Annotated in this window: 21 protein-coding genes; 7 read left to right on the forward strand and 14 right to left on the reverse strand. The window is 44.4% G+C overall.

Annotation, left to right across the window (positions count from 1 at the left end):
* Positions 1-91 precede the first annotated feature (91 nt).
* Positions 92-1,255: a dipeptidase gene (locus AB4512_RS18765; protein WP_017029485.1), complete on the forward strand. Its 1,164-nt coding sequence runs from the start codon at positions 92-94 to the stop codon at positions 1,253-1,255.
* A gap of 190 nt (positions 1,256-1,445) precedes the next feature.
* Here the strand turns inward: AB4512_RS18765 and AB4512_RS18770 are convergent, their stop codons facing one another.
* From AB4512_RS18770 to AB4512_RS18790, 5 genes are all read right to left on the reverse strand, one after another.
* Positions 1,446-2,459 (reverse strand): manganese-dependent inorganic pyrophosphatase, encoded by a 1,014-nt coding sequence (locus tag AB4512_RS18770; protein ID WP_372175339.1) that lies wholly within the window; start codon positions 2,457-2,459, stop codon positions 1,446-1,448.
* Between the two features lie 441 nt (positions 2,460-2,900).
* Complete coding sequence (locus tag AB4512_RS18775; protein ID WP_017068116.1) at positions 2,901-3,326, reverse strand: septal ring lytic transglycosylase RlpA family protein; 426 nt, start codon at positions 3,324-3,326, stop codon at positions 2,901-2,903.
* Positions 3,327-3,661: 335 nt separating this feature from the next.
* Positions 3,662-4,153, reverse strand: a complete 492-nt coding sequence (locus AB4512_RS18780) for a VOC family protein (RefSeq protein WP_372089979.1) — start codon at positions 4,151-4,153, stop codon at positions 3,662-3,664.
* A gap of 246 nt (positions 4,154-4,399) precedes the next feature.
* Complete coding sequence (locus tag AB4512_RS18785; RefSeq protein ID WP_017071678.1) at positions 4,400-5,776, reverse strand: uracil-xanthine permease family protein; 1,377 nt, start codon at positions 5,774-5,776, stop codon at positions 4,400-4,402.
* Positions 5,777-6,083: 307 nt separating this feature from the next.
* A complete protein-coding gene (locus AB4512_RS18790) occupies positions 6,084-6,575 on the reverse strand; it encodes a VOC family protein (RefSeq protein WP_372175340.1) in 492 nt (163 codons plus the stop codon).
* A 485-nt stretch (positions 6,576-7,060) separates the two neighbouring features.
* On the opposite strand from AB4512_RS18790, the gene ahpC reads away from it, so the two are divergent.
* Together ahpC and ahpF are read left to right on the forward strand one after the other, a co-directional pair.
* On the forward strand, positions 7,061-7,618 hold the full coding sequence (gene ahpC, locus AB4512_RS18795; RefSeq protein ID WP_016798107.1) for an alkyl hydroperoxide reductase subunit C: 558 nt from the start codon (positions 7,061-7,063) through the stop codon (positions 7,616-7,618).
* A 198-nt stretch (positions 7,619-7,816) separates the two neighbouring features.
* Positions 7,817-9,409 (forward strand): alkyl hydroperoxide reductase subunit F, encoded by a 1,593-nt coding sequence (gene ahpF / locus AB4512_RS18800; protein ID WP_017065983.1) that lies wholly within the window; start codon positions 7,817-7,819, stop codon positions 9,407-9,409.
* 136 nt (positions 9,410-9,545) lie between these two features.
* Here ahpF and AB4512_RS18805 read toward each other — a convergent pair whose 3' ends face one another.
* Positions 9,546-10,145: a LysE family translocator gene (locus AB4512_RS18805; RefSeq protein ID WP_016798109.1), complete on the reverse strand. Its 600-nt coding sequence runs from the start codon at positions 10,143-10,145 to the stop codon at positions 9,546-9,548.
* A gap of 122 nt (positions 10,146-10,267) precedes the next feature.
* On the opposite strand from AB4512_RS18805, the gene AB4512_RS18810 reads away from it, so the two are divergent.
* Positions 10,268-10,753 carry an Lrp/AsnC family transcriptional regulator gene (locus tag AB4512_RS18810; RefSeq protein WP_102320540.1) on the forward strand — a complete coding sequence of 162 codons (486 nt, stop codon included), beginning with the start codon at positions 10,268-10,270 and terminating at the stop codon, positions 10,751-10,753.
* Positions 10,754-10,865: 112 nt separating this feature from the next.
* Here the strand turns inward: AB4512_RS18810 and AB4512_RS18815 are convergent, their stop codons facing one another.
* Entirely contained in the window at positions 10,866-12,368 is a 1,503-nt protein-coding gene (locus AB4512_RS18815; RefSeq protein WP_372175341.1) for an arylsulfatase, read from the reverse strand.
* A gap of 9 nt (positions 12,369-12,377) precedes the next feature.
* Positions 12,378-12,767: a DUF4345 domain-containing protein gene (locus AB4512_RS18820; RefSeq protein ID WP_017071827.1), complete on the reverse strand. Its 390-nt coding sequence runs from the start codon at positions 12,765-12,767 to the stop codon at positions 12,378-12,380.
* Positions 12,768-12,905: 138 nt separating this feature from the next.
* Between AB4512_RS18820 and AB4512_RS18825 the strand changes: the two genes are divergently transcribed.
* A complete protein-coding gene (locus tag AB4512_RS18825) occupies positions 12,906-13,676 on the forward strand; it encodes a DUF481 domain-containing protein (protein ID WP_372175342.1) in 771 nt (256 codons plus the stop codon).
* A 111-nt stretch (positions 13,677-13,787) separates the two neighbouring features.
* Here the strand turns inward: AB4512_RS18825 and AB4512_RS18830 are convergent, their stop codons facing one another.
* The 4 genes from AB4512_RS18830 to AB4512_RS18845 all read right to left on the reverse strand — a co-directional run bounded on the left by AB4512_RS18830 (position 13,788) and on the right by AB4512_RS18845 (position 16,432).
* On the reverse strand, positions 13,788-14,207 hold the full coding sequence (locus tag AB4512_RS18830; RefSeq protein WP_102320543.1) for a globin: 420 nt from the start codon (positions 14,205-14,207) through the stop codon (positions 13,788-13,790).
* A gap of 136 nt (positions 14,208-14,343) precedes the next feature.
* The gene (locus AB4512_RS18835; protein ID WP_017071825.1) at positions 14,344-14,724 is read right to left on the reverse strand and encodes a VOC family protein; all 381 of its coding nucleotides are present in this window, start codon (positions 14,722-14,724) and stop codon (positions 14,344-14,346) included.
* A 145-nt stretch (positions 14,725-14,869) separates the two neighbouring features.
* Positions 14,870-15,319 carry a redox-sensitive transcriptional activator SoxR gene (soxR, locus tag AB4512_RS18840; RefSeq protein WP_102320544.1) on the reverse strand — a complete coding sequence of 150 codons (450 nt, stop codon included), beginning with the start codon at positions 15,317-15,319 and terminating at the stop codon, positions 14,870-14,872.
* A gap of 153 nt (positions 15,320-15,472) precedes the next feature.
* Entirely contained in the window at positions 15,473-16,432 is a 960-nt protein-coding gene (locus tag AB4512_RS18845; RefSeq protein WP_012604456.1) for a LysR family transcriptional regulator, read from the reverse strand.
* A 130-nt stretch (positions 16,433-16,562) separates the two neighbouring features.
* Here AB4512_RS18845 and AB4512_RS18850 point away from each other — a divergent pair, with 130 nt between their 5' ends.
* Positions 16,563-17,375 carry an enoyl-CoA hydratase/isomerase family protein gene (locus AB4512_RS18850; RefSeq protein ID WP_102393685.1) on the forward strand — a complete coding sequence of 271 codons (813 nt, stop codon included), beginning with the start codon at positions 16,563-16,565 and terminating at the stop codon, positions 17,373-17,375.
* 126 nt (positions 17,376-17,501) lie between these two features.
* On the opposite strand, the gene AB4512_RS18855 is transcribed toward AB4512_RS18850, so the two are convergent.
* Together AB4512_RS18855 and AB4512_RS18860 are read right to left on the reverse strand one after the other, a co-directional pair.
* The gene (locus tag AB4512_RS18855) at positions 17,502-18,023 is read right to left on the reverse strand and encodes an NADPH-dependent FMN reductase (protein ID WP_372175343.1); all 522 of its coding nucleotides are present in this window, start codon (positions 18,021-18,023) and stop codon (positions 17,502-17,504) included.
* Between the two features lie 325 nt (positions 18,024-18,348).
* A complete protein-coding gene (locus AB4512_RS18860) occupies positions 18,349-19,911 on the reverse strand; it encodes a glutamate synthase-related protein (RefSeq protein WP_372175344.1) in 1,563 nt (520 codons plus the stop codon).
* A gap of 435 nt (positions 19,912-20,346) precedes the next feature.
* On the opposite strand from AB4512_RS18860, the gene AB4512_RS18865 reads away from it, so the two are divergent.
* Positions 20,347-22,008: an amidohydrolase family protein gene (locus tag AB4512_RS18865; protein WP_017039125.1), complete on the forward strand. Its 1,662-nt coding sequence runs from the start codon at positions 20,347-20,349 to the stop codon at positions 22,006-22,008.
* Positions 22,009-22,018 lie beyond the last annotated feature (10 nt).

The raw sequence follows: 22,018 nt of genomic DNA on the forward strand, positions 1-22,018 counted from the left end.
GTTTGATATAAATCCGTACCTATCTTTACTTCCAAACTTCCAACATATTTATATTTTATAGAAGCTAACACTGTTAAGGAAAATTTCAAATATGGACAACAAATCTGAAATCGAACCAAGTAATGATAAAGCGACAAAGTCAGGTGCACCAAAATTACCAGAATTTGAAATAAAAGATTATTCAAAAATCCCTCAACGAACACACAAATATCCTGCATCTGAACGTGCAAAAAAAATTGTTCGAGATTCTATGGCTATTGACAGCCTTTTTTCCGGTCTTTGGCCCTCTCAATGGTCTTCACCTGAAGCACCAGAATTCCATGATGAAATGGACAAGTGCAAAGCCGCTGGATTCAAGGTACTAGCAGCATGTCCTTCCGCAGACTCGTTAGATGCCTCGGTTGAAGGCATTATGAAAGGCGCTCAGTTCTACCTAAGCAAAATGAAAGAACGCCCAGACGACTATATGATGATCCGCACTACCAAAGATATTGATGAAGCGGTAAAACAAAACAAATTGGGTATTTACTTCACTCACCAAGGTACTCAAATATTTGGTGGTGATGTTGATCGCGTAGGACTATGGCGTGAGATGGGCTATGGTTACTGTTTATTGGCATATAATCAACGTAATGATGTGGGTGATGGCTGCTTCGAAATTGAGAACCGTGGTCTAACTGAATATGGAAAAAAACTTGTCGACGCTTATAACCGATACGGTATGCCTGTTGATGTAAGCCATACTGGCGAACGAACCTCCTTAGATGCGATTGAACGCAGTAGCCAACCTGTCATTTCTTCGCATTCAGGTGCGAAAGCCATTGCCGATTATCAGAGAAGCCTTTCTGACGCTGTGATTAAAGGTGTTGCGGCAACCGGTGGGGTTTGCTCAATAAATATGGTGGCTGCCTTTATGGATACATCTAACCCAGATATATTGACGACTGAACAATTATTTCGACATATTGATTATATGGTCAACTTAGTCGGTATAGACCACGTTGGCTTCGGTTCAGACTATATCCCGAACATCAATTTTACAGCGTCTATTATTCAAACACCAATGGGGCAGAACGTATTCCCTGATGGTGGCTATAGTGCCGCTGTAGGAGCAAAAGGGTTTCCTACCCCAGCACCATATCAAATTGTTGCAGCTCTAATTGATACCATGCTTGAAAATGGATACTCAGAAGAAGACTGCAGCAAGTTCTTAGGTGGCAACATGTACCGAGTATTTGATCAAGTCTGGGTATAAGAAGTTTATTAAATTTACTCAATAATTAGCACTTCTAACATCTCGTTTAGAAGTGCTTTTTTAATCGCTTCGAATGAGACTGCAGTTTATGACTGCTCCTAACTTGTTATTGTCCAAATCCCATTTAGACGCCCAATAATTAAAAAAGGGATTGGTATTTCTACCAATCCCTTCCAAACTCTCTTTCTACTTACAAGATCTCAATTGCCTTTTGAACCGCAGGGCCAATCTGGCGCTTACGTGAAGTGACACCTTCCAAAGTCAGCATGTCACTTGTTGGTTCAGCGTTGAAAGCCGATTTGATGACTTGATAGTCGCTTTCATCCACCCACAATAAGTTCGCTTCTTTGTTCTTGGTATCTGTGATTGAAAAGAACAGATGGTCTAGCCCGTTCTCTTTTTTGTAAGTCTTCATTGCTGCTAGAAGATCGTCTTTACGGTCAATCAGTTGTTGAGCCATTAGTGTTTCAGCAACACCGATACCCACCTGTTTGCCACCGTACTTAAAGTTTTTGTAATCCAGCGTCAGAATGGTTTCAGATGAAAGGTGGCTAAGATCTGACTTAGCAACCAACATCTGTTGACCGAAGTCTTCGATATCTGAAATGCCTGCAACCTTCGCCAGCTTCTCTGCGTATTCACGATCATGATCTGTTGTAGTTGTTGATTGGAATACCACTGTGTCAGAAAGAATCGCACCCAAGCCAACACAAGCGAGGTGTTTAGGTAATGTCACATCGAGCTTTTCAGCATTGTCAGCCAGTATAGTTGCAGCTGAACCCCAACCTCGGATATCCATCTCGACAATCTGCGGGGTGTTAATTGGAGAGCCACCAATCGCATGATGATCGACCACTGCCACAATGGATGCTTGATCAATAGTTGGTGCTAATTGAGTCACTTGGTTGAAGTCAACCAGCCCCACTCGGTATGAAGAGTAATCTGTCTCTACACGTGGAGATTCTGCATTACAGTAGTTCAAGATAAACGTCGATTCAGGATTAATCGGCTCAGGCACTGTCGCCGTACCACCATAAATATGAGCCGCGAGCATCGCAGACATTACCGTGTCGCTGTCTGGGCTTAGGTGCCCTGTCCATACGAGATCTTCACTGTTTTCATTGGCAGATTGTTGCCAGCTAAAAGCAAAACTTGCTGAACTGAAAGACATAATTACGGCTGCAACGACAGGGGTTAGCTTCACGGGTATTTCCTTATTTAAATGCGATATAGAAGCCCATAAGCTAAACACCAAAAATTTCAGAACCGTGTAACTAATATTTCAGTTTTACTTCAGTAAGTAACTAAATGTAATTGCCCTTAGGCTTTCACTATTAATCACACCAAAGCTCAACTTGGATTAGGTTAGCTTTTCATTATTTCACAATGAATTTCAATGAACCCTAATGATAAGAAAGCTAAGACACTGATTTATTGACCACATAACATCATCAACCCACATACTGAAAATAAGATAATCTTATTAAAAATGGATTATCGAAAGGCACAAAAAAGGCTGCAAAAGCAGCCTTATCGAGTAAGCATAAATATGCTATTCAATCATCGAGATCGAGGTTTTTTTCCTCCCCTTCCCGTTGCTGGTAAGGGAGCGGAGATGTACACCAAGGGGAGGTTAGAGGGGATTCTAGTGTTTGTATCGAAAGGTGTTGCTGTCATCAATAATCTCAATTTTGACTTTTACTACGCCTTTCTTAACGTCACCAATTTGAGAAAATGCTTTGTGGGAAAGGTCAATCACTCGGCCTTTTACGTAAGGGCCTCTATCGTTAATTTTGACATCGACTGACTTGTTATTGGCTGTATTGGTCACTCTCACGATAGTCCCAAATGGCAAGGTTTTGTGAGCGGCTGTATAGGCGTTTTTATTATACGTTTCACCACTTGCCGTCAGTTTTCCATGGAATTTATCGCCATACCAAGAAGCCACTCCCACAAGCGCATGTGAATTGGCATAGCCCTTTGTTTTTGAAGTATCGACGGCCGCATGTGACGAGCATCCGGCAAGCAAAGTAATAAGAAAAGCGGCAAAGATAAGGTTTAGTTTTTTCATGCTATTTCAGTAGATCTTCTTCATGTAATGTTTATCTATTTTCATTGTAGTGCGGTTCAGCAGTATTGAACTGAGTATTATGAGTTCTCAGCGAAGGCTATCACTAGTGTGATTCCGCAATGTTTTCATGAAGCACGCTCGCTTCAGTCATATTCATGAAAGGTTTTATCTTCAAAACGTCAACTTTAACAATGCCTTAAAGTTGTTGATTTATTAACCACCACCACATGATGGAGCACTTAAAAAGCACACAAACAAAAAAAGGATTGGTATCTCTACCAATCCTCTTTAGGGGGTGTTTCGGTTTATCTACCTTATGGAAGGCAGTAACGCTATTACTCGTAATCAGTCGCGTACGTGTCTTCGTATGTGTGCGAGTAGAACTCGAACAGGTTGCCAAACGGGTCTTCTAGGTAAACCATTTGTGCTTGTTTTAGTTCGTCTTCTGGGTGGTAAGGCATGATGTCCATACGAACCTTACCGCCAAACTCTTCAACGCGCTTGATAGCTGAATGAAACTGCTCTTTAGGAAGCTGTAGACAGAAGTGGAAAATGCCCAGGCGAGAGAAATCAACGTTGTGACGCTCTTCACGGTCAACCATTTCGAACATCTCAACACCGATGCCATCAGAAGTGACTAGGTGAGCAATATTGAAGCCTTTAAAGCCTTCACCAAATACTGCAATACACATGCGGCCGATTGCTGATTCGCGCTCTTCCATCACTTTAGTGTTGTTCATTACAACTCTTAGACCTAGCGCTTTAGTGTAAAACTCTACTGCTTGGTCCATGTCACCCACCATGATGCCTACGTGATTCATTTTCATAACTTTCTCCAAATTCTCTTTAATTCTGTATTTTTCGAAGACTCGCTTCGGTGTTTCGTTTCGATGGAGAGAGTATATGGAGATACGACGATTAACTGAAATTATCATAATTTATATTAATGATAATTTTATGTTATTTACCAAGTTAAGTGAGATGCCAACACGTCACACAATAAGTTAAAGTTGAGAGCCACATATGTCATGTGGCTCTAGTTAAACATCCTTAGTTCAGCACGAAGAAGCCCGTTACGCTTTACTGGTCTGTACGACGTTCGAAATCTGCTTGGCTTTTGTTTCAGGCACCAAAGACATCAACCCGGTAGTCACAAGCGCGGCAATACCAGACATGGTTACAGGTGAGCCAAATATGCTTTGCACTAGCTTGGGTGCTTCTTTCAATAAATCCGGCACTAGCATCACCCCAAGCCCTAAGCCTAGTGAGATGGCAATCGTCATAATTCTGCGGCGATCCAGTTTTTCATTGGCGATGATTTTGATGCCCGCCGCAGCAACCGTACCGAACATCACTAATGTCGCCCCGCCCAATACTGGCTTTGGAATCGTCATTAAAACCGCACCTAAGATGGGAAATAACCCTAACAGAAAAAGAATCGCGGCAATGAAGTAGCCGATGTAGCGACTCGCGATCCCCGTAAAATGGATCACACCGTTGTTCTGGCTGAAAGTCGTGTTCGGAAAAGTATTGAATACCGCTGCGATGAGCGAGTTCACACCGTCACCTAGCACGCCAGCCTTGAGTCGATTGATGTATTTTGGCCCCTTAACTGGCTGCCCTGAGAACATACTGTTGGCGGTAAGGTCACCCGTGGTTTCAATAACGGTAATCAAGTAAATAAAAGCGATAGGCAGGAAGGCTTGCCAATCAAAAGCGAAGCCATATTTAAATGGGACAGGAATGCTCAATAGCGGTTGAGAAGCAAAAGAAACCATAGACGCTTTACCCATCAAAATGGCAACGCCCCAGCCAACTACCAACCCAACTAAAATCGACGACAGCCTAACCATATTATTGTTACTCAGGTTAAGCACGACTATGGTTCCGAGGACGATGGCACCCAACATCAGATTGCTTCCAGAGCCAAAATCTTCGGCGCCAACGCCACCCGCAATATCAGTAACACCGACTTTAATCAAAGAGATACCTATCGTCGTGATAACGATTCCAGTCACAACGGGCGTGATAACGACTTTGAGCTTTTCGATAAAGCGCGATAGTACGATTTCAACAAATGCACCAAAGAAGCAGACACCGAAAATGGTAGCGAGCATTTCATCTGGCCCACCTCCATTCGCTTTAACCAGAAAACCTGCACCTAATACAGATCCCAAGAACGCAAAGCTGGTTCCTTGGACACAGATCATCCCTGCGCCAACTGGCCCTATTTTTCTCGCTTGAATGAAGGTACCGACCCCAGACACCATGAGTGCCATGCTGATCAGATAAGGAATATGCTCACCCAACCCAAGCACACCGCCAATAATGAGTGTGGGCGTGATAATACCAACGAAACTGGCTAATACATGCTGCAACGCTGCGTAACTGGCAGCTCTGACTGATGGTCGATCGTCTAATCCGTAGATCAATTCACTGTTCTGTTCCATGTGACTTCCTTTATGTATTTTTTATTGTATACAATTTACATAAAGACAATAGAGCAACATATATGCCAATGGTTTAACATCATACTTATCAATCAGTTAAGTTTCATCTCTAGCCAATGCTGCACTATAGAGCAACACAGTCGGCTTGTTTTAGTGCAACGAAGAACACACAAAGCACTCGTTTGCTCTAGTTTACTCGTTACCTCTAACCAAATACCGCAGACACAAAAAAAGGATTGGTATCTCTACCAATCCTCTTTAGGGGGTGTTTCGGTTTTTCTACCTTACGACAGGTAGATGGCGTCTATTACTCGTAATCAGTCGCGTACGTATCTTCGTATGAGTGAGAGTAGAACTCGAATAGGTTGCCAAACGGGTCTTCTAGATAAACCATTTGTGCTTGTTTTAGTTCGTCTTCTGGGTGGTAACGGTGAATGTCCATACGTACCTTACCGCCAAACTCTTCAACGCGCTTAATAGCTGAATGAAACTGCTCTTTTGGAAGCTGTAGACAGAAGTGGAAAATGCCTAAGCGAGAGAAATCAACATTATGACGCTCTTCACGGTCAACCATTTCGAACAGTTCAACACCGATACCATCAGATGTTACTAGGTGTGCGATGTTGAAGCCTTTGAAGCCTTCACCAAATACAGCAATACACATACGGCCGATTGCTGATTCACGCTCTTCCATCACTTTAGTGCTGTTCATTACGATTCTTAGACCTAGCGCTTTCGTGTAAAACTCTACTGCTTGGTCCATGTCGCCTACCATGATGCCTACGTGATTCATTTTCATAACTTTCTCCAATTCGTTTTTTATTCTGTGCTTTTCGAAGTCTAACTTCGGTATTTCGTTTCGATGAAGAGAGTATAGGGAGAAACTATGATTAACTGAAATTATCATAAATTATATTAATGATAATTTTTCGTTATCTGCAAATTAGTAGGAGATCTCAGCTCACTTAAAGAAACACTGTCTACATCAATGTTCACGCTATACATAAATGTTCTCGCTATACATAGATGCTCAAACTGTAAATAGGCGCTCTACGGTAATAGAGACAAACCTAATATAGAGAACAACCTAAAGAGCATAGCTACTGAAATTAGGTATTGCCGACCTTTGATAGCTTTTGTCGATAGCTTTCTCCTTTCGAAGATAGGATTCGCCTATTGAATCTATAGAAATGTCCGATTTCACTAATTTTCGGTGGCAATGCAATATATCTACATCGACGCGGGATAGCGTTAAACACTATAAATTAGAAAGAGAGTCAAATCATGATCAACACAGAAATCAAACCATTCAACGCAACAGCATTCAAAAACGGCGAATTCGTAGAAATCACTGAGCAAGACGTTAAAGGCAAGTGGGCTGTATTCTTCTTCTACCCAGCAGACTTCACGTTTGTATGTCCAACTGAGCTAGTTGACCTACAAGACAAATACGCAGAGCTTCAATCTCGCGGCGTAGAAGTTTACTCAGTATCAACTGACACTCACTTCTCTCACAAAGCATGGCACGATACTTCTGACAAAATCGGCACTATCGAATACTTCATGGTAGGCGACCAAACTGGCAACATCACAAATAACTTCAACGTTATGCGTGAAGGTCAAGGCCTTGCAGACCGTGCAACGTTCCTAATCGACCCTGAAGGCGTTATCCAAGCAATGGAAATCACAGCTGAAGGCATCGGCCGTGACGCAGAAGACCTACTACGCAAGGTTAAAGCAGCACAATACGTAGCCGCTAACCCAGGTGAAGTTTGCCCAGCTAAATGGAAAGAAGGCGAAGAGACTCTAGCTCCATCTCTAGACCTAGTAGGCAAGATTTAATCTAAGCCTAGCTAACAAGAATAGCTAAACGGTTCTACAGGCGCGCTTCGCCCCCCCTCCTAAAGGGCAGTCGCGCGCCACCCTTTCAAAACATCAACACCACAATATTTGCCGACTTGCGCCCCCTTTTTATTTTCCTTTTTCAGCAAGAAGGTATTGGTCAATACCAAGACACAGAATTTAAGAGCAGGCACGATTATGTTAGATCAAGCAATGAAGCAGCAGCTAAAAGCATACCTAGAAAACCTAAAAACCAATGTTCAGTTAGTGCTTAGCCTGGATGGCAGCGACACCGCGAACAAACTTCAAGATCTGGCGAATGACATCTCGTCTTTAACCGATAAAATTGAAGTGACTCGCGATGACAGCGCAAGCACTCGCAGCCCTATCATGCAGGTCGTGAACCAAGAGAAAGGCACCGCGATCGGTTTTGCCGGTTTGCCAATGGGTCACGAATTTACGTCACTGGTTCTAGCACTGCTTCATAGTGGTGGTCACCCTATCAAGCTTGAAGCGGACGTAATCGAGCAAATTAAAGAACTCGATCAAGAGCTTAATGTAGAGATTTTTATCTCGCTCTCATGCCAAAACTGTCCAGAAGTGGTTCAAGCCTTCAATATGATGTCGGCGATTAATCCTCTGGTTAAGACAACGATGATCGACGGCGCAGCATTCCAAGATGAAGTGAAGTCTCGCGACATCATGGCAGTACCAAGTGTATTCGTTAATGGTGAGCTATTTGGTCAAGGCCGTATGTCACTGGCTGAAATCCTTAACAAGGTTGATTCAGGCGCAGCGGAAAAGAAAGCAGCAAACCTAAACCAACAAGCACCGTTTGATGTATTGGTTGTGGGCGGCGGCCCTGCAGGTTCTTCAGCGGCAATTTATGCTGCACGTAAAGGCATTCGCACAGGTGTGGTTGCTGACAGATTCGGTGGCCAAGTGATGGACACTATGGCGATTGAGAACTTTATCTCAGTGAAAGCGACCACCGGCCCTAAGTTAGTGGCAAGCCTTGAAGAGCACGTAAAAGAGTACGGTGTTGAAGTGATGACTGAGCAGCGCGCTGCAAACATCATTGCGGCAGAAGACACTGAAGACGGTTACATCCACGTTGAGCTAGAGAGCGGCGCAACATTACGAGCTCGCACGGTTATCACAAGTACCGGTGCTCGCTGGCGTGAAATGAACGTTCCGGGTGAGCAAGAGTACCGCAATAAAGGCGTCGCTTACTGCCCACACTGTGACGGTCCATTGTTCAAAGGTAAGAAAACAGCGGTTATCGGTGGTGGTAACTCAGGTATTGAAGCGGCAATTGATTTAGCGGGTATTGTGGAACACGTAACCGTACTTGAATTTGCAGATACACTGCGTGCCGACCAAGTGCTTATCGACAAAGCAAACGCAACACCAAACATCGAAATCATCAAGATGGCGCAAACGACGCAAGTAATTGGTGATGGCAACCGTGTAACCGGTCTGGAATACAAAGACCGCAACACCGATGAACTTAAACAGATAGAACTCGCGGGTATCTTTGTTCAAATCGGCCTGATGCCAAACAGCGAATGGTTGAAAGGTTCAAAAGTTGAGCTTTCACCACGCGGTGAAATTGAAATTAACGCTCATGGCGCAACATCAATGAAAGGTGTATTCGCGGCGGGTGATGTAACGACAGTACCTTACAAACAGATCATTATTGCGATGGGTGAAGGTGCAAAAGCAAGCTTAGGTGCATTTGACCACCTAATTCGTAACTCAGCTCCAGTTAAAGAGGCTGAAACCGCTTAACCTTTACACTGAAAAGCTCAAAGCTTTTAACTCAAGTTCCTTAAATATTTGTTAACTTAATTCTTTACTGTTAACGACTTAGTCGACATTTAGACGCCACTCCTATAGATTTAGGAGTGGTTTTTTTCTTTGTGATTTATGCCGGTTGATAAAGCATGAAGGCAACCACCATCGCTAAGCTTCCACCCAAGCAACGGTTCACAAACATCATCTGTTTTGGTGATTGCAGCAACTTTTTAAGCATGGTGCCGCAATACGCCCACACCAACATGCACGGTACACCGGTAATCACCATACCCGCGATAATAGTCACGACTTGAATCAAGTAATCTGCGTTCGGAGTAATGAACTGTGAAAACACGGTTAACGAAGCAATCCAACCTTTAGGGTTTAACACCTGCACCAACACACCAGACATAAAACCTGAACGATTGTCGGTAGTGCTTTCTTCGATCTGCATATTCGCAATCGACCATGCCATGAACAGCAAATAAGCCGCACCCGCGTATTTCAAAATGTTGTATAGCTCTGGGTAAAGGGTAAATAGGCTAACCAAACCGACACTAGAACCCGCCAATACGATGATGATGCCAACAGCGTTCCCAGAGATAAAAGGTAAAGTCGCAGCAAATCCATAACGACTTGAAATCCCAAGTAATGCGATATTGCCTGCCCCAGGGGTAATTGCTATTGATGTTGAAAATAGCAAGAACGCCAGCATTAATTGAGAGCTCATTTCCTCTCACTCCTAATAAGTAAAGTATTTATAGGGGGAGAGTTTACAGATTCGACTAGGAATTAAATTGCTATATAGGCTAATATTAATCCAAATTTGAGCAAGACTTTTCTAAAATAGCCATGAAACAGAAAGAATCCACCAAAGAAGTGTTAGATGACACAGATATCGCCATCTTAGAGCATATCCAGCAAGACGGACGCATGAGCAACAGCAAGCTCGCAGAGAAGGTCAACCTCAGCGAAACCCCATGCTGGCGTCGTTGGAAACGCATGGAGGAAACTGGCTATATCGATGGTTACGCCGCTAAGCTGAATCGTAAGAAATTAGGCTTTCATGTGGCTGGTTTTACTCTTGTGACCTTGGGTAACCATGAAGTTGAAAACACAGAACCATTCGAAGAATTTGTCGCGGTAACCGATTGGATTCCTATGTGTCACTGCATTGCAGGCGGCGCCGATTACATGGTGCAAGTGTTGGCCAAAGATTTGGAAGAGTACTTTGAGCGTATTAGCTCGATCAGACGAGTCAAAGGCGTGAGTGCGATTCAGTCCAACATCTCAGTAAAAGAGTTGAAAAACAGCTATCAGCTTCCTCTTGAGGACTAGTTCACTTCTTCTGATAGCCTTTTTCTTTTAGCAAAACAAAAGCCCAACACCCTAGGTTTCTAAAACTTAGGGGCTGAGCTTTGTTTATTTAGGTTCTGGAAGTGAGTGTACGCTAATTCCCCACACCACCGGTATTGTCTGGCTGAGTTTCTGGCGTCTTAGGTGGCCACTCTTTGAAGGTCGCTAGGTGTTGCTGTACCGCCGCTTGAGCCGGGCCAAATGCCCACATTTTTTGTCCCATCCACTTCAAGTACATGCCCGATTCTTCGGCCGCTCGCTCATACGGGTCACGGCGCAAGTTAAACAGTAATGGGGCGTTTAGCTCTTCTTTAGGACCACTCCAACCGTGATTTTGCACGATGAAGTGCGCCTTCCAATCTCCTACTCGAACCGCTTGTAGCTTATCTCGTTCGTAGTAGTAAATCTCTTTACGATTCGACTCACCTTTTTCCGTCAACATATCGACTTGGTTATAACCATCGAGGTGTGCTTTAAAGCCATCGTGACCTTTTAGCATTTTCTCTTTCAGATCGGCAGGGCCACCCGCAGCTGCAACAAGTGTCGGTAGCCAGTCCATACCATCAAAGATGCCGTTACCCACAGTACCCGCTGGAATCTTACCTGGCCAACTAACGAGAGCTGGAGCACGAACGCCACCTTCCCACGTAGTGCCTTTCTCACCGTGGTATGGTGTCATACCACCATCAGGCCAAGTCATGATCTCTGGGCCGTTATCGGCAGTGAAAATGATGATGGTGTTGTCAGCAATACCGAGTTCTTCCATCTTCGCCATCATCTCACCGACGTGATCATCAAGATCTTTCATGACCACTTCTTGGAGTCCCCAACCGTTTTGACCGAGCATCGCTTCGTATTCAGGTGACAGGTGCGTCCAAACGTGACCGCGTGATGGACAGTACCAAGTGAAAAATGGCTTATCCGCTTCAACCGCCCTTTCGATGAAGTTGATCGCGTGCTTATTTACTTCATCATCTAGTGTGCGCATACGCTCGATAGTTAGCGCGCCATCGTCTTCAATGGTTTGTCCGCCTTTGCCATCGGATTTCGCGTAAATCACATTGCGAGGCGCAAAAGCATCCAACGAACCGTCTTTTGGCCAGTCTGGATCTTCGGTGTATTCCATCGCATTCAGGTGATACAACCAGCCCCAATACTCATCGAAGCCGTGCATTGTTGGTAAGAATTCATCACGGTCACCCAAGTGGTTTTTACCAAACTGACCAGTCACGTAACCCATGGTTTTGAGAATTTCTGGTAGTGTTGGCGTATCCGCATGCAGCCCAACAGGCCCACCCGGTAAGCCCACCGTATGCATACCCGTTCGCACTGGTAACTGCCCCGTTAAGAATGCAGAGCGCCCGGCCGTACACGATGGCTGCGCATAATAATCTGTGAGTAGCATGCCCTTTTCAGCAATACTATCGATGTTTGGTGTTTCACTACTCATCACACCATTGTGATAAGCACTCAGGTTTGAGATCCCAATATCATCCGTGAAGATAACAAAAATATTCGGTTGCTCTTGTGCTGACCATGCCGATAGCGAAAAGCTACTCAACACACTCATCACAACAAGGTGGAAAATCCTTTTCATAGAATGTCCTTATACTGTTTCAGATTGCTCTTTATGAATCATTTTTAAACCAACTAAACCAAAGCCCAACTCCAATATTAGATAAACAAAAAGTAGCCAATGCGGCATGCCATCCACCACCAAACTGATGACTCGTCCGGCAGCTAAACCCAACATGAATACCACCAAACTATAGAGCGCTGGCAGTCGATACTTTTTGAACAGTGCGCCAAACACCCAAAACAACGCCAGAGCCAAATAAAGCCCCATCACTGCACGAAAGATATGAGTAACGTTGATGGGTGTGGCGTCGATACCAAATAGATAGTCAAGAGAGACTACGGGGGCATAACCATAAGACAGTGCAATAGGTGTTAAACCTAAAACTGCAACGAACAAGAAAATACTCTGTGGCTTCATACCCTAACTCTTTTAACTTGGCTCATTTCAAAAAACATAGTCTACAATCAGCAATATACAAGTTGCATATATGAAAATTGCCCCCCGCAAGGCACATTCATAAACTTGCTACTTCACACAAAAGATAAGGATATCGATATGGCTAAATGGCGTTACCTAATCGCATCAGTATTAATGGCTAGTTCAACCGTAAGTGCGCAAGAAGCAAGTACACCGATGGATACAAAAAAGTGGCAACATAGTTTCGAAATCTACGCGCTCGCACTCAATATTCGTGGAGACAGCACCATTGGTAATTTGTCAGCAGATGTTGATGTTGATCCTTCATTCATCATGGATCATCTTGATATGACCGCAATGGTGCGTTTAGAGGGTGACTATGACAATCAATGGGGCTATTACATTGACTACAGCTTCATGAAACTAAGCGGAAAAACAAACTCGGTATTAGGATCCAACGCAAAGTTATTAAGAGGCAACCTTGATATCCGACAAGGTGTTTTAGATGTGAAGGGTTTTAAGCGCTACCAATACGATTTTGGCACGATTGATTATCTGTTTGGGCTTCGTTGGTGGGATAACGACATTGATACCAAGCTTTACGGTTCAGGTGGTAGGTTAAGTGTCGACCGATCACTTGATGAAGATTGGGTTGACTACCAAGTAGGTGTGAGATGGATAACGCAGATCAATAAGGATTGGAAGTTTCACGCAACCATTGATGCAGGGCTTGGTAGTGACACCAACTTTACCTCATCTCTGTTAACTGGCGTGCGATACCAGATAAACAGTTGGTCTGACTTAAATGTTGCCTACAAATCGACCTGGGTTGATTACGAAAACAAGGGGACCTTTGAATACGATACCGCATCGCAAGGGTTCCTGATTGGTTGGGCTGCTCATTTCTAGTCAAACAATAAGAGGTAAGCCTGATATCGTTAGGCTTACCTGACAATGTCAATCTTTCAAGAGTTAATGCCGGTTTTAACTAACGAACAAGCAAAACTACCCATCAACGACCTAGTTATTCACAGTGTTTGGAACTACGCACTCTTTCTTCATGATAGTTAAGCCGGCCTCGAGAGTTTCTGTCCAAGCTTGTTCGACGCTTTCATCGTAGTGAGGGTCATATTTTTTAACTGTATTGAGTAACGAATTGAACCACTCGTTGAGCTCAATCTCGGAAATATCCAGCCCTAGGTCTTTATGCCTTTTACCCAATTTCTTTACTGAGTTACGCACGCTTGGTAGACCAGCAGAGTTATAGATAAGAATGATCGAGGCTTTAAGCATCTTGGTTTGATGCTCTAATCCTATCTTTTCAAAACGTTCTGAAAATCTTGGATTATGCTCGCAAAAATCCGCCAAAAACGTTTCGAGAAATTCTTGGTCAATCCGGCAGCGCTCAAAACTTTCATAAAACAGTTCGTTCGGTTTCATCTAGCCAGTCCTTTGCAAAATTTTGAGTTATCGGGAAGCTAACAAGTCCAGAGCCGTAACTTAGCCAACTCCGAACCATCAATATGATCTAAGTATACGCCACTGTGGCATAAAATGAACGATGGCATAACGTAAACTACGGCATAAAGTGCGTTGCACAGATCTTGTTTCCATCAGGATCTCGCAAATAAGCCATGTACAAGCGACGCTCGTCAGAACCTCTCGCTCCGGGACCATTTTCAATGCTGGTACCGCCATTTTCGACGCCAACTCGATGCCACTCATCTACAACTTCAGGAGAAGGCGCAAGAAAACCCACCGTCATGCCGTTGCCGTGCGTTGCTGGCTGACCATCAATCGGTTTGGTTAAGCCCAACACACCCGTTTGGCTAACGTAAACACAGCGCCCTTTAGGATCCACAGAGCCTTCGCTATAACCAAGCACTTTCATGATTGGGTCATAAAAAGCCTTTGCGCGTTCAATATCTTCGGTACCGAGAAAAACATGGCTGAACATAACTAACCTCTTCTTTTATTGAAAGAACCACCTAAACTAGACCTATAATTCGTGTTTGTCTAGGCACGCTATTCGTCACAACTGTTGCTTAACCCATTGAGCAAACACCTGAAACTTAGTTCGCTGCTCCATGCCTTTCGGGAACTCAGTTAGTCTGATCAACGATCCGTTGTGCGCCCTGCCCTTGGTCATGCAGAATATCTTCAGGGTTCAACAAGTGGCATTTCTGCATACTCAAACACCCGCAACCGATACAGCCTGTTAAGTTTTCTTGTAGCGATTTAATCTGCGCCATTTTGCTATCAAGTTGACCCTGCCACTTCTTAGCAACGCGCTCCCAATCTCGCTTAGTCGCGGTATGGTTCATCGGCAGTGTCGATAACTCTTCGGTGATCTCTTCCAGCGTGAAGCCAATCGACTGTGCGACTTGTATCAAAGCAATTCTTCTCAACATCGCCGACTGATAACGGCGCTGATTTCCGTTAGTACGAATTGAAGCAATCAACCCCTTGGTTTCGTAAAAGCGTAAGGCCGAAGGAGCCACGCCACTGCGCTCAGCCAACTGGCCTATGGTGAGGTATACGATGTTTCTCATGATCTTTCACTTCCTGTTTGAATAGCCGTTTCTTCCTGATAATAACCAGTATAATATAGTTCACTTTAACTTAAAGTTTGCGTTCAAACTTAGGTTTGGGCTAGATTACAAAATACGCGCAACAAAGCAACCTAACGTATTGATTTTTTTGAGCTATGATTTTGTTCGCTGATTGCCATACATGTCGTCAAACCCGGGAATGCCTTGCTCCCACACAGGTTTATCTTCACCGACAATGGTTTTCAATGTATCAATGAAGAGCTTGGTTTTTATGGGTGCATCTCGATGTGGGTACACCGCATAGAAAGTGCCAAAGTCATCCAAGTTTAAGTGAGTCATAATAGGCACTAACTCTCCACTGAGCACTTCATCTTCAATCATCTGCGCCGTGACAACCGCGAGAGTACTGCCAGTTAGCGCGCTCTTGGAAATCATCTCAACGTCATTCACTTTATAAGCGGCATTAAGCTGGAAATGCTGCGCTTGCCCCTCTTGATCGACATAAGAAAACTTATCAATCAACAAACCCGGAGCGGCATAGATAGTCGCAGGTAATGACTCTAACTTTTCGATGGTGTTGATCTCGCCATGCTGAGCAATGAACTCAGGTGAAGCGACAATCAGCAATCGACTTCTGGCTATCTTACGGCTGATTAGGCTGGAGTTTTTGGGCTTACCAATACGGAAACCAATATCAAACCCTTCTTTAACCATATCGACGATTCGGTCTTCGAGTCTCAATTCAAAATCAACATCTGGATACTGCTTCTGGAAAACCGCAATCGCCTGCTGAACATATTGTCGACCGAACATGGTCGAGCTGGTGATTCTTAATAACCCTCGAGGCTCTGCATGATAATTTTGCGCCAAGCGTCGAGTATCGTTCAACAGTGCACGAAGCTGATGCGCTTGATTGACCATCTCATTGCCTGCAGCTGTCAGAGATAACGAACGAGTGGTTCGATTGAGTAACCGAACATCCAGCTCTTCTTCAAGACGGCTGATCTGTTTAGAGATAACGGAACGGTCGACGTTTCTTTGCTCCGCCACTTTGACAAACGAACCCAGCTCAACCACTTCAAGTAACAATAATAAACGACTCGATATATCCATAACGCCCTTTGTTGCATTTAAGGCACCAATCAAGTGCCAATATGACTATTTTTCTCATCTTATTACAAATCTATAGTAGCTGCACATAACGGAGACAACATTCAGTCCCGACCTAATAGAGGAACACCCCATGACACTACTATCTGTGACTAACCAAAATGGCATCGCAACAGTATCGATCAACAACCCACCAGTGAACGTGCTGACTTTCGACTTGATCAACGAGATCAATGCCTTTGTACTTTCATTGAAAGATGATCGTGATACTAAGGTTGTGGTCTTCAAATCATTACATGAGAGCTTCTTTCTGGCTCACCTAGATCTCAATGTGATCAACGGTACACAAGGTGGACAAGCTGGTTCGATTGAATTCAACCACATGATTGAGAACATTAAAGCGATGAAACAAGTCTCTGTCGCGGTAGTTGATGGCGTAGCTCGTGGGGGCGGTAATGAATTTGTGATGGCGTGTGACCTTGCTTACGGCACTGAAAACTCGGCGTTCGCACAACCAGAAATTCATGTAAACATCCCAACGGGTGGCCAAGGCGCAGTTCAATTTGCAAGACGCATGGGCAAAAACAAAGCGCTACAAGCTTTGCTGCTTGGTAACGATTTTACGGCTCAACAAGCAGAAGAGCGTAACATCATCACGCAGTTTGTACCGAAGGCAGAGCTAGAGGGTTTCTTAGCAGCGACACTCGGTGTAATCAGCCAATTAGAAGTACGTGATATCGTGATGTACAAAGAGATCATCGCTGCCTCAATCAAAGATGAGCAAGCGGGCGCTGAACTAGAACTTCGTTACTTCTTAGAGCGCGCAAAAGAGCAGAAAACCGCAGCAATTATCGGTGCGTTTCTAAAACACGGTGGTCAAACTGAGCGTGAAGCGAAAGACATTCAAGGTATCTTCGTTGACACCGAAGCAGAGTTATCACAATAGATAATGACGCAATTAAATGGCCATCGCTTGATGGCCATTTATGTATGTATCTACTTATTTATCTATTTATCTATTTATCTATTTATCTGTGCACCGATGTAGTAATTCTCTCACTCACTGAAGCAGTTAGATCTGACTCATGATCGATTTCAGGCTCTCGGCCATTTCGGTATTGATGATCTCACCCGTTTCTACATTAAAGTTGTCGTAGAAACTTGGCACCGACATCGACCCCTTCACATCAGCATCAAAGTAAGGTGCGGAATTTACCGCAGACGACAACACAGAGCTTGCGCCACCGGGGCCTGGTGATGTGGAGAGCATAACCACAGGTTTACCTTGATACACTTTCATGTCGATTCGTGATGTCCAATCAAACACATTCTTAAAAGCTGCGGTGTATGAACCGTTGTACTCTGCAAAAGAGATGACCACAGCATCAGCTTCGCCAATCTTGCTGAAAAAGCGCTGCGCGTGTTGATGAACGCCGGACTCTTTTTCTCTGTCTTCACTATAAATAGGCATCTCGAAACCATTAAGATCGAGCACCTCTACTTGCGCGCCCTCAACTAAGCTTGCGGTGTACGCTGCCAATTGTTGGTTAATCGATGCTTTACTGTTGGTTGCGCCAATTGCTAATACTTTCATTGTTGATCCTTGTTCAGTTTTCTCACCTTTATGCACTCATGACTTCAATTACGGAGCTCAAAGTTCATAACTGAAGATTCGTAACGTCTGTTTGATAACATCAAAACCTGCACTAGGCGACAAGGTGATAGATTGTGTTTTTAGATTGGGGATGATGATAAAACCTCAAGTTAACTTAAGGTAAAGTGATATTTTAAAAAAATAGGAAATAATTTAAAAACACTTATAAAGCAGTTAATTACGAAGGATTAAACATCGATTGGCATTGCACAGGCAAAAATAAGCACACCCAAAATACATTGAGTGTGCTTTATCGAAGTATTATTTACTTAAAGTGATTTAATGGACAGACACCAGAGTAAGCGACACCGGATAGCTCGGCCATTTCGCGATTCCATGTTGCCAAATCGTGAGGATTAAACTGATTCAAATGATCATGACCACACGCTCTCGCCATCACTTGCATCAACTCAGTCGAGGCTTCGAAGAAGTTCTTCAATTGATTCGATGCCTTCTCGACATTTAACCGTTGGCGTAAATCGGCTTTTTGAGTCGCGATACCCGCCGGGCAATTATTGGTGTTACACATTCTCGCCGCCACACAACCTATCGACTGCATGGCACTGTTCGAGATAGCGACACCATCTGCACCAAGCGCCATCGCTTTTACGAAATCCATCGGCACGCGCAAGCCGCCCGTGATGATCAATGTGACTCTGTCACTGACCCCTTGTTTATCGAGATACGCTCTAGCGCGAGCGAGTGCTGGAATAGTGGGAACGCTGATATGGTCACGGAACATTTCTGGCGCCGCCCCTGTACCGCCACCACGCCCATCTAAGATGATGTAATCGGCACTGGCATCAAGCGCGAACTGAATGTCTTCTTCGATGTGATTGGCACTTAACTTAAAGCCAATCGGGATACCGCCTGTCACCTCTCGAACACGGTCGGCGAACTTTTTAAAATCCTCGACCGTGTTAAGGTCGACAAAGGTGGGTGGAGAAATCGCTGCCGTGCCCGCTTCAATGCCACGCACCTCGGCGATCTTGCCTATGTTCTTCGCGCCCGGTAAGTGCCCGCCCGTTCCGGTTTTGGCACCCTGCCCGCCTTTAAAGTGGAAGGCTTGAACGTTTTTGAGCTTAGCTTCATCGTAACCAAACTGAGCACTGGCTAATTCATAAAAGTAGCGAGAGTTCGCCGCTTGCTCTTCGGGTAACATACCGCCCTCACCGGAGCAGGTACCCGTCCCTGCGAGTTCGGCACCTTTCGCCAATGAGACTTTTGCTTCTTCAGATAGCGAGCCAAAACTCATATCAGACACAAACAAAGAGATGTCCAATTTGAGTGGCTTCTTCGCTTTGGGGCCAATAATCAGTTCAGTTCCAACGGGCACATTCTCCAGCAAAGGCTTGGTGGCCATTTGCGCGACCATCACTTGAATATCGTCCCAGTGAGGCAATAGATGTCTTGGAACGCCCATGGAGGTCATTGGCCCATGATGTCCAACCTTGGATAAACCATCACGCGCCAGTTGATGAATAAACTCGACGGTAGGTTCTTCTTTGGTTGCGCTCGCAGCTGGCGACAAATCTGGCGCAGCCGCTTGAATGTGAACCTCCGGGCCTTCTTGCCCAACTTGTTCCGCTGTGAACTGTTTATGAGTGCCATCGCAGAAAGGAAGGTTGTTGGAATACTTACAGCGACAAAGGTAGGCGTCTCCGCTCTCTTCGGCGACAAAGCTTTTCGGTTTGAACCCCGTACCAGCATGAGAACCGTCACAAAACGGTTGGCTTTTCGATTTCCCGCAGGTACAGAAGTAATACTCTTCTCCCTCTGTCAGCTCGATTTTGACGGGTTTGTTATCCGCGATTACTGGACTCTTCATAGTTCGTTCACCTTTTCTTTTTTATGATTTGATGACTGAAGCGATGACTTGCTCGCAAGAATAAAGTAAAGGTGAGATACGCGGCTAATTCAATAAACGGATGAAGTAAAGCGACTCCAGTCGAAAGCCTGAATCACCATCAAACCGATAGCCATCGTGCTGATATTCATATCTTGGTTTTATGCCTCAACAATATCTATTCTGTCTAAATAATGGAAAACCACTTTTAAAGACCAACACCAAGGCTCTCATCATTAACTCAAGTTTTAAGTTTGTAGGGTTAGATCAGACAAACTGAAATTTTGTTATATAAAAATTGAGCTAGAATTATCTCAGCTTCCAAAGGTAAGCCAGAAATACAAACGGCAGTACGACAATTAATTTCAGCTGAAATAGGTAAACACTTTAACCTTTCCAGCAACAAAGAGAGAAATCATGAAAAAATCATTCAAGAAAGGCCGTATAAGCGGACTTGTTAGTATCGCATTGTGCCTAGGTGCGTCAGGTGCTTTTGCCGCGGATTACGACCTAGTTATCGAGAATGGACGAGTGATGGACCCTGAAAGCATGCTGGATGCTGTATTAAACGTCGGGATCAAAGATGGTCAAATCATCAAAATCACGGCAGAAAAACTCGACGGTGATGAGACAATCGATGCGACAAATCAAGTGGTTGCCCCAGGTTTCATTGATACCCATTTTCACTCGCTAGATGGTTTATCTATCAAGCTTGCAGCCCTAGATGGTGTAACATCTGGTATGGATCTGGAAGTCGGTGCGATTCGCGTCGGTGAGTGGTATGAAGAAAAAGCGGGTAAATGGCCACTGAACTACGGTACTGGTGTCAGCCACGAAGGAGCTCGTCTTCAAATCCTAGATCCTGAAGTGAAAATTACAGGCCCACATGATGCAACTACGATTCTTGGCTCGCTTCGAACTGAAGCGGCTAAAGACGGTGTGAGTGGCTGGTCTGAGACCAAAGCTGATATCGAGCAGATGAACCAAATCCTTTCTGTTCTTGATCAAGGCTTTGCAGAAGGTGCATTGAACCTAGCTTCAACAACCGCTTATATGAAAGATGGTTTGACGGCATTTGAGATGTACGAGTCCATGAAAGTCGCAGCAAACTGGGACCGATTTGTATCATCACATACCCGTTTTCACGCTAACCCTTCAAATCCAGAAGCACAGCTGGGTTTTGACGAAATCTTTACCAATGCGATGCTTCTCGACTTACCATTTTTGATGCTCCACAACAACGACTTCGGTTGGTGGGAAGTAGAAGAAAAGCTAAAGCTTGCACGAGAGAAAGGCTTAGTGATGTGGTCTGAATACTATCCATATGATGCGGCATCCACTGCGATTGGTTCATCTTTCCTTGTACCGGAGTCTGTGGAAGGGATGTACAACGCGAAGTATGAAGAAATGATGTACGACCCAACACGCGATAAATTTCTGACCAAAGAAGAGTATCTGGTCATTGCCGCTGAAGAACCGGGTCACTTGGTGGTTCTGTTTAGCCCTGCACGTAAAGATTGGATGAAATACTGGCTACAAATTCCAAACATGACCGTTGCAGCAGATTCTATCTATTCAGGTTTAGGTACTGATTCTTGGGATGCCGATCCAACAGAATATCAAGGTCACCCTCGAACTGCGGGTACTCGAGGCAAAGTATTACGTATGGCACGTGAAGAAGGCGTACCATTGTTATTCACACTTGCTCAAACGTCTTACTGGGCAGCAAAGCATCTAGGTGATGCGGGTGTTGAATCAATGAAAGTTCGTGGTCGTATGCAAGAAGGCATGGTTGCGGATATCACCATTTTCGACCCAGAAAACGTAACCGATAATGCGACTTACAAAGCCAAAGAACAAGGCAATCCAACAACCGGTATTTCTTATGTCATCGTAAATGGTGAGCAAGTGGTTAAAGAAGCTGAGTTCCAAAAAGTATGGGCAGGCCAACCCATTCGTAACACACCATCGGATGAATCGCGATTTGAAGGATTGAGCAAAGAAAAGTTCTTGGAAAACCTAACAGTACCAACGATTTCTATCGATGACTCGGGTGCCTCTGGCAATCCGCAACTATAGAAAAAAGTGA

The sequence above is a fragment of the Vibrio sp. 10N.222.52.B7 genome (genome assembly GCF_041474275.1).
GTDB classification, from domain to species: domain Bacteria; phylum Pseudomonadota; class Gammaproteobacteria; order Enterobacterales; family Vibrionaceae; genus Vibrio; species Vibrio crassostreae_C.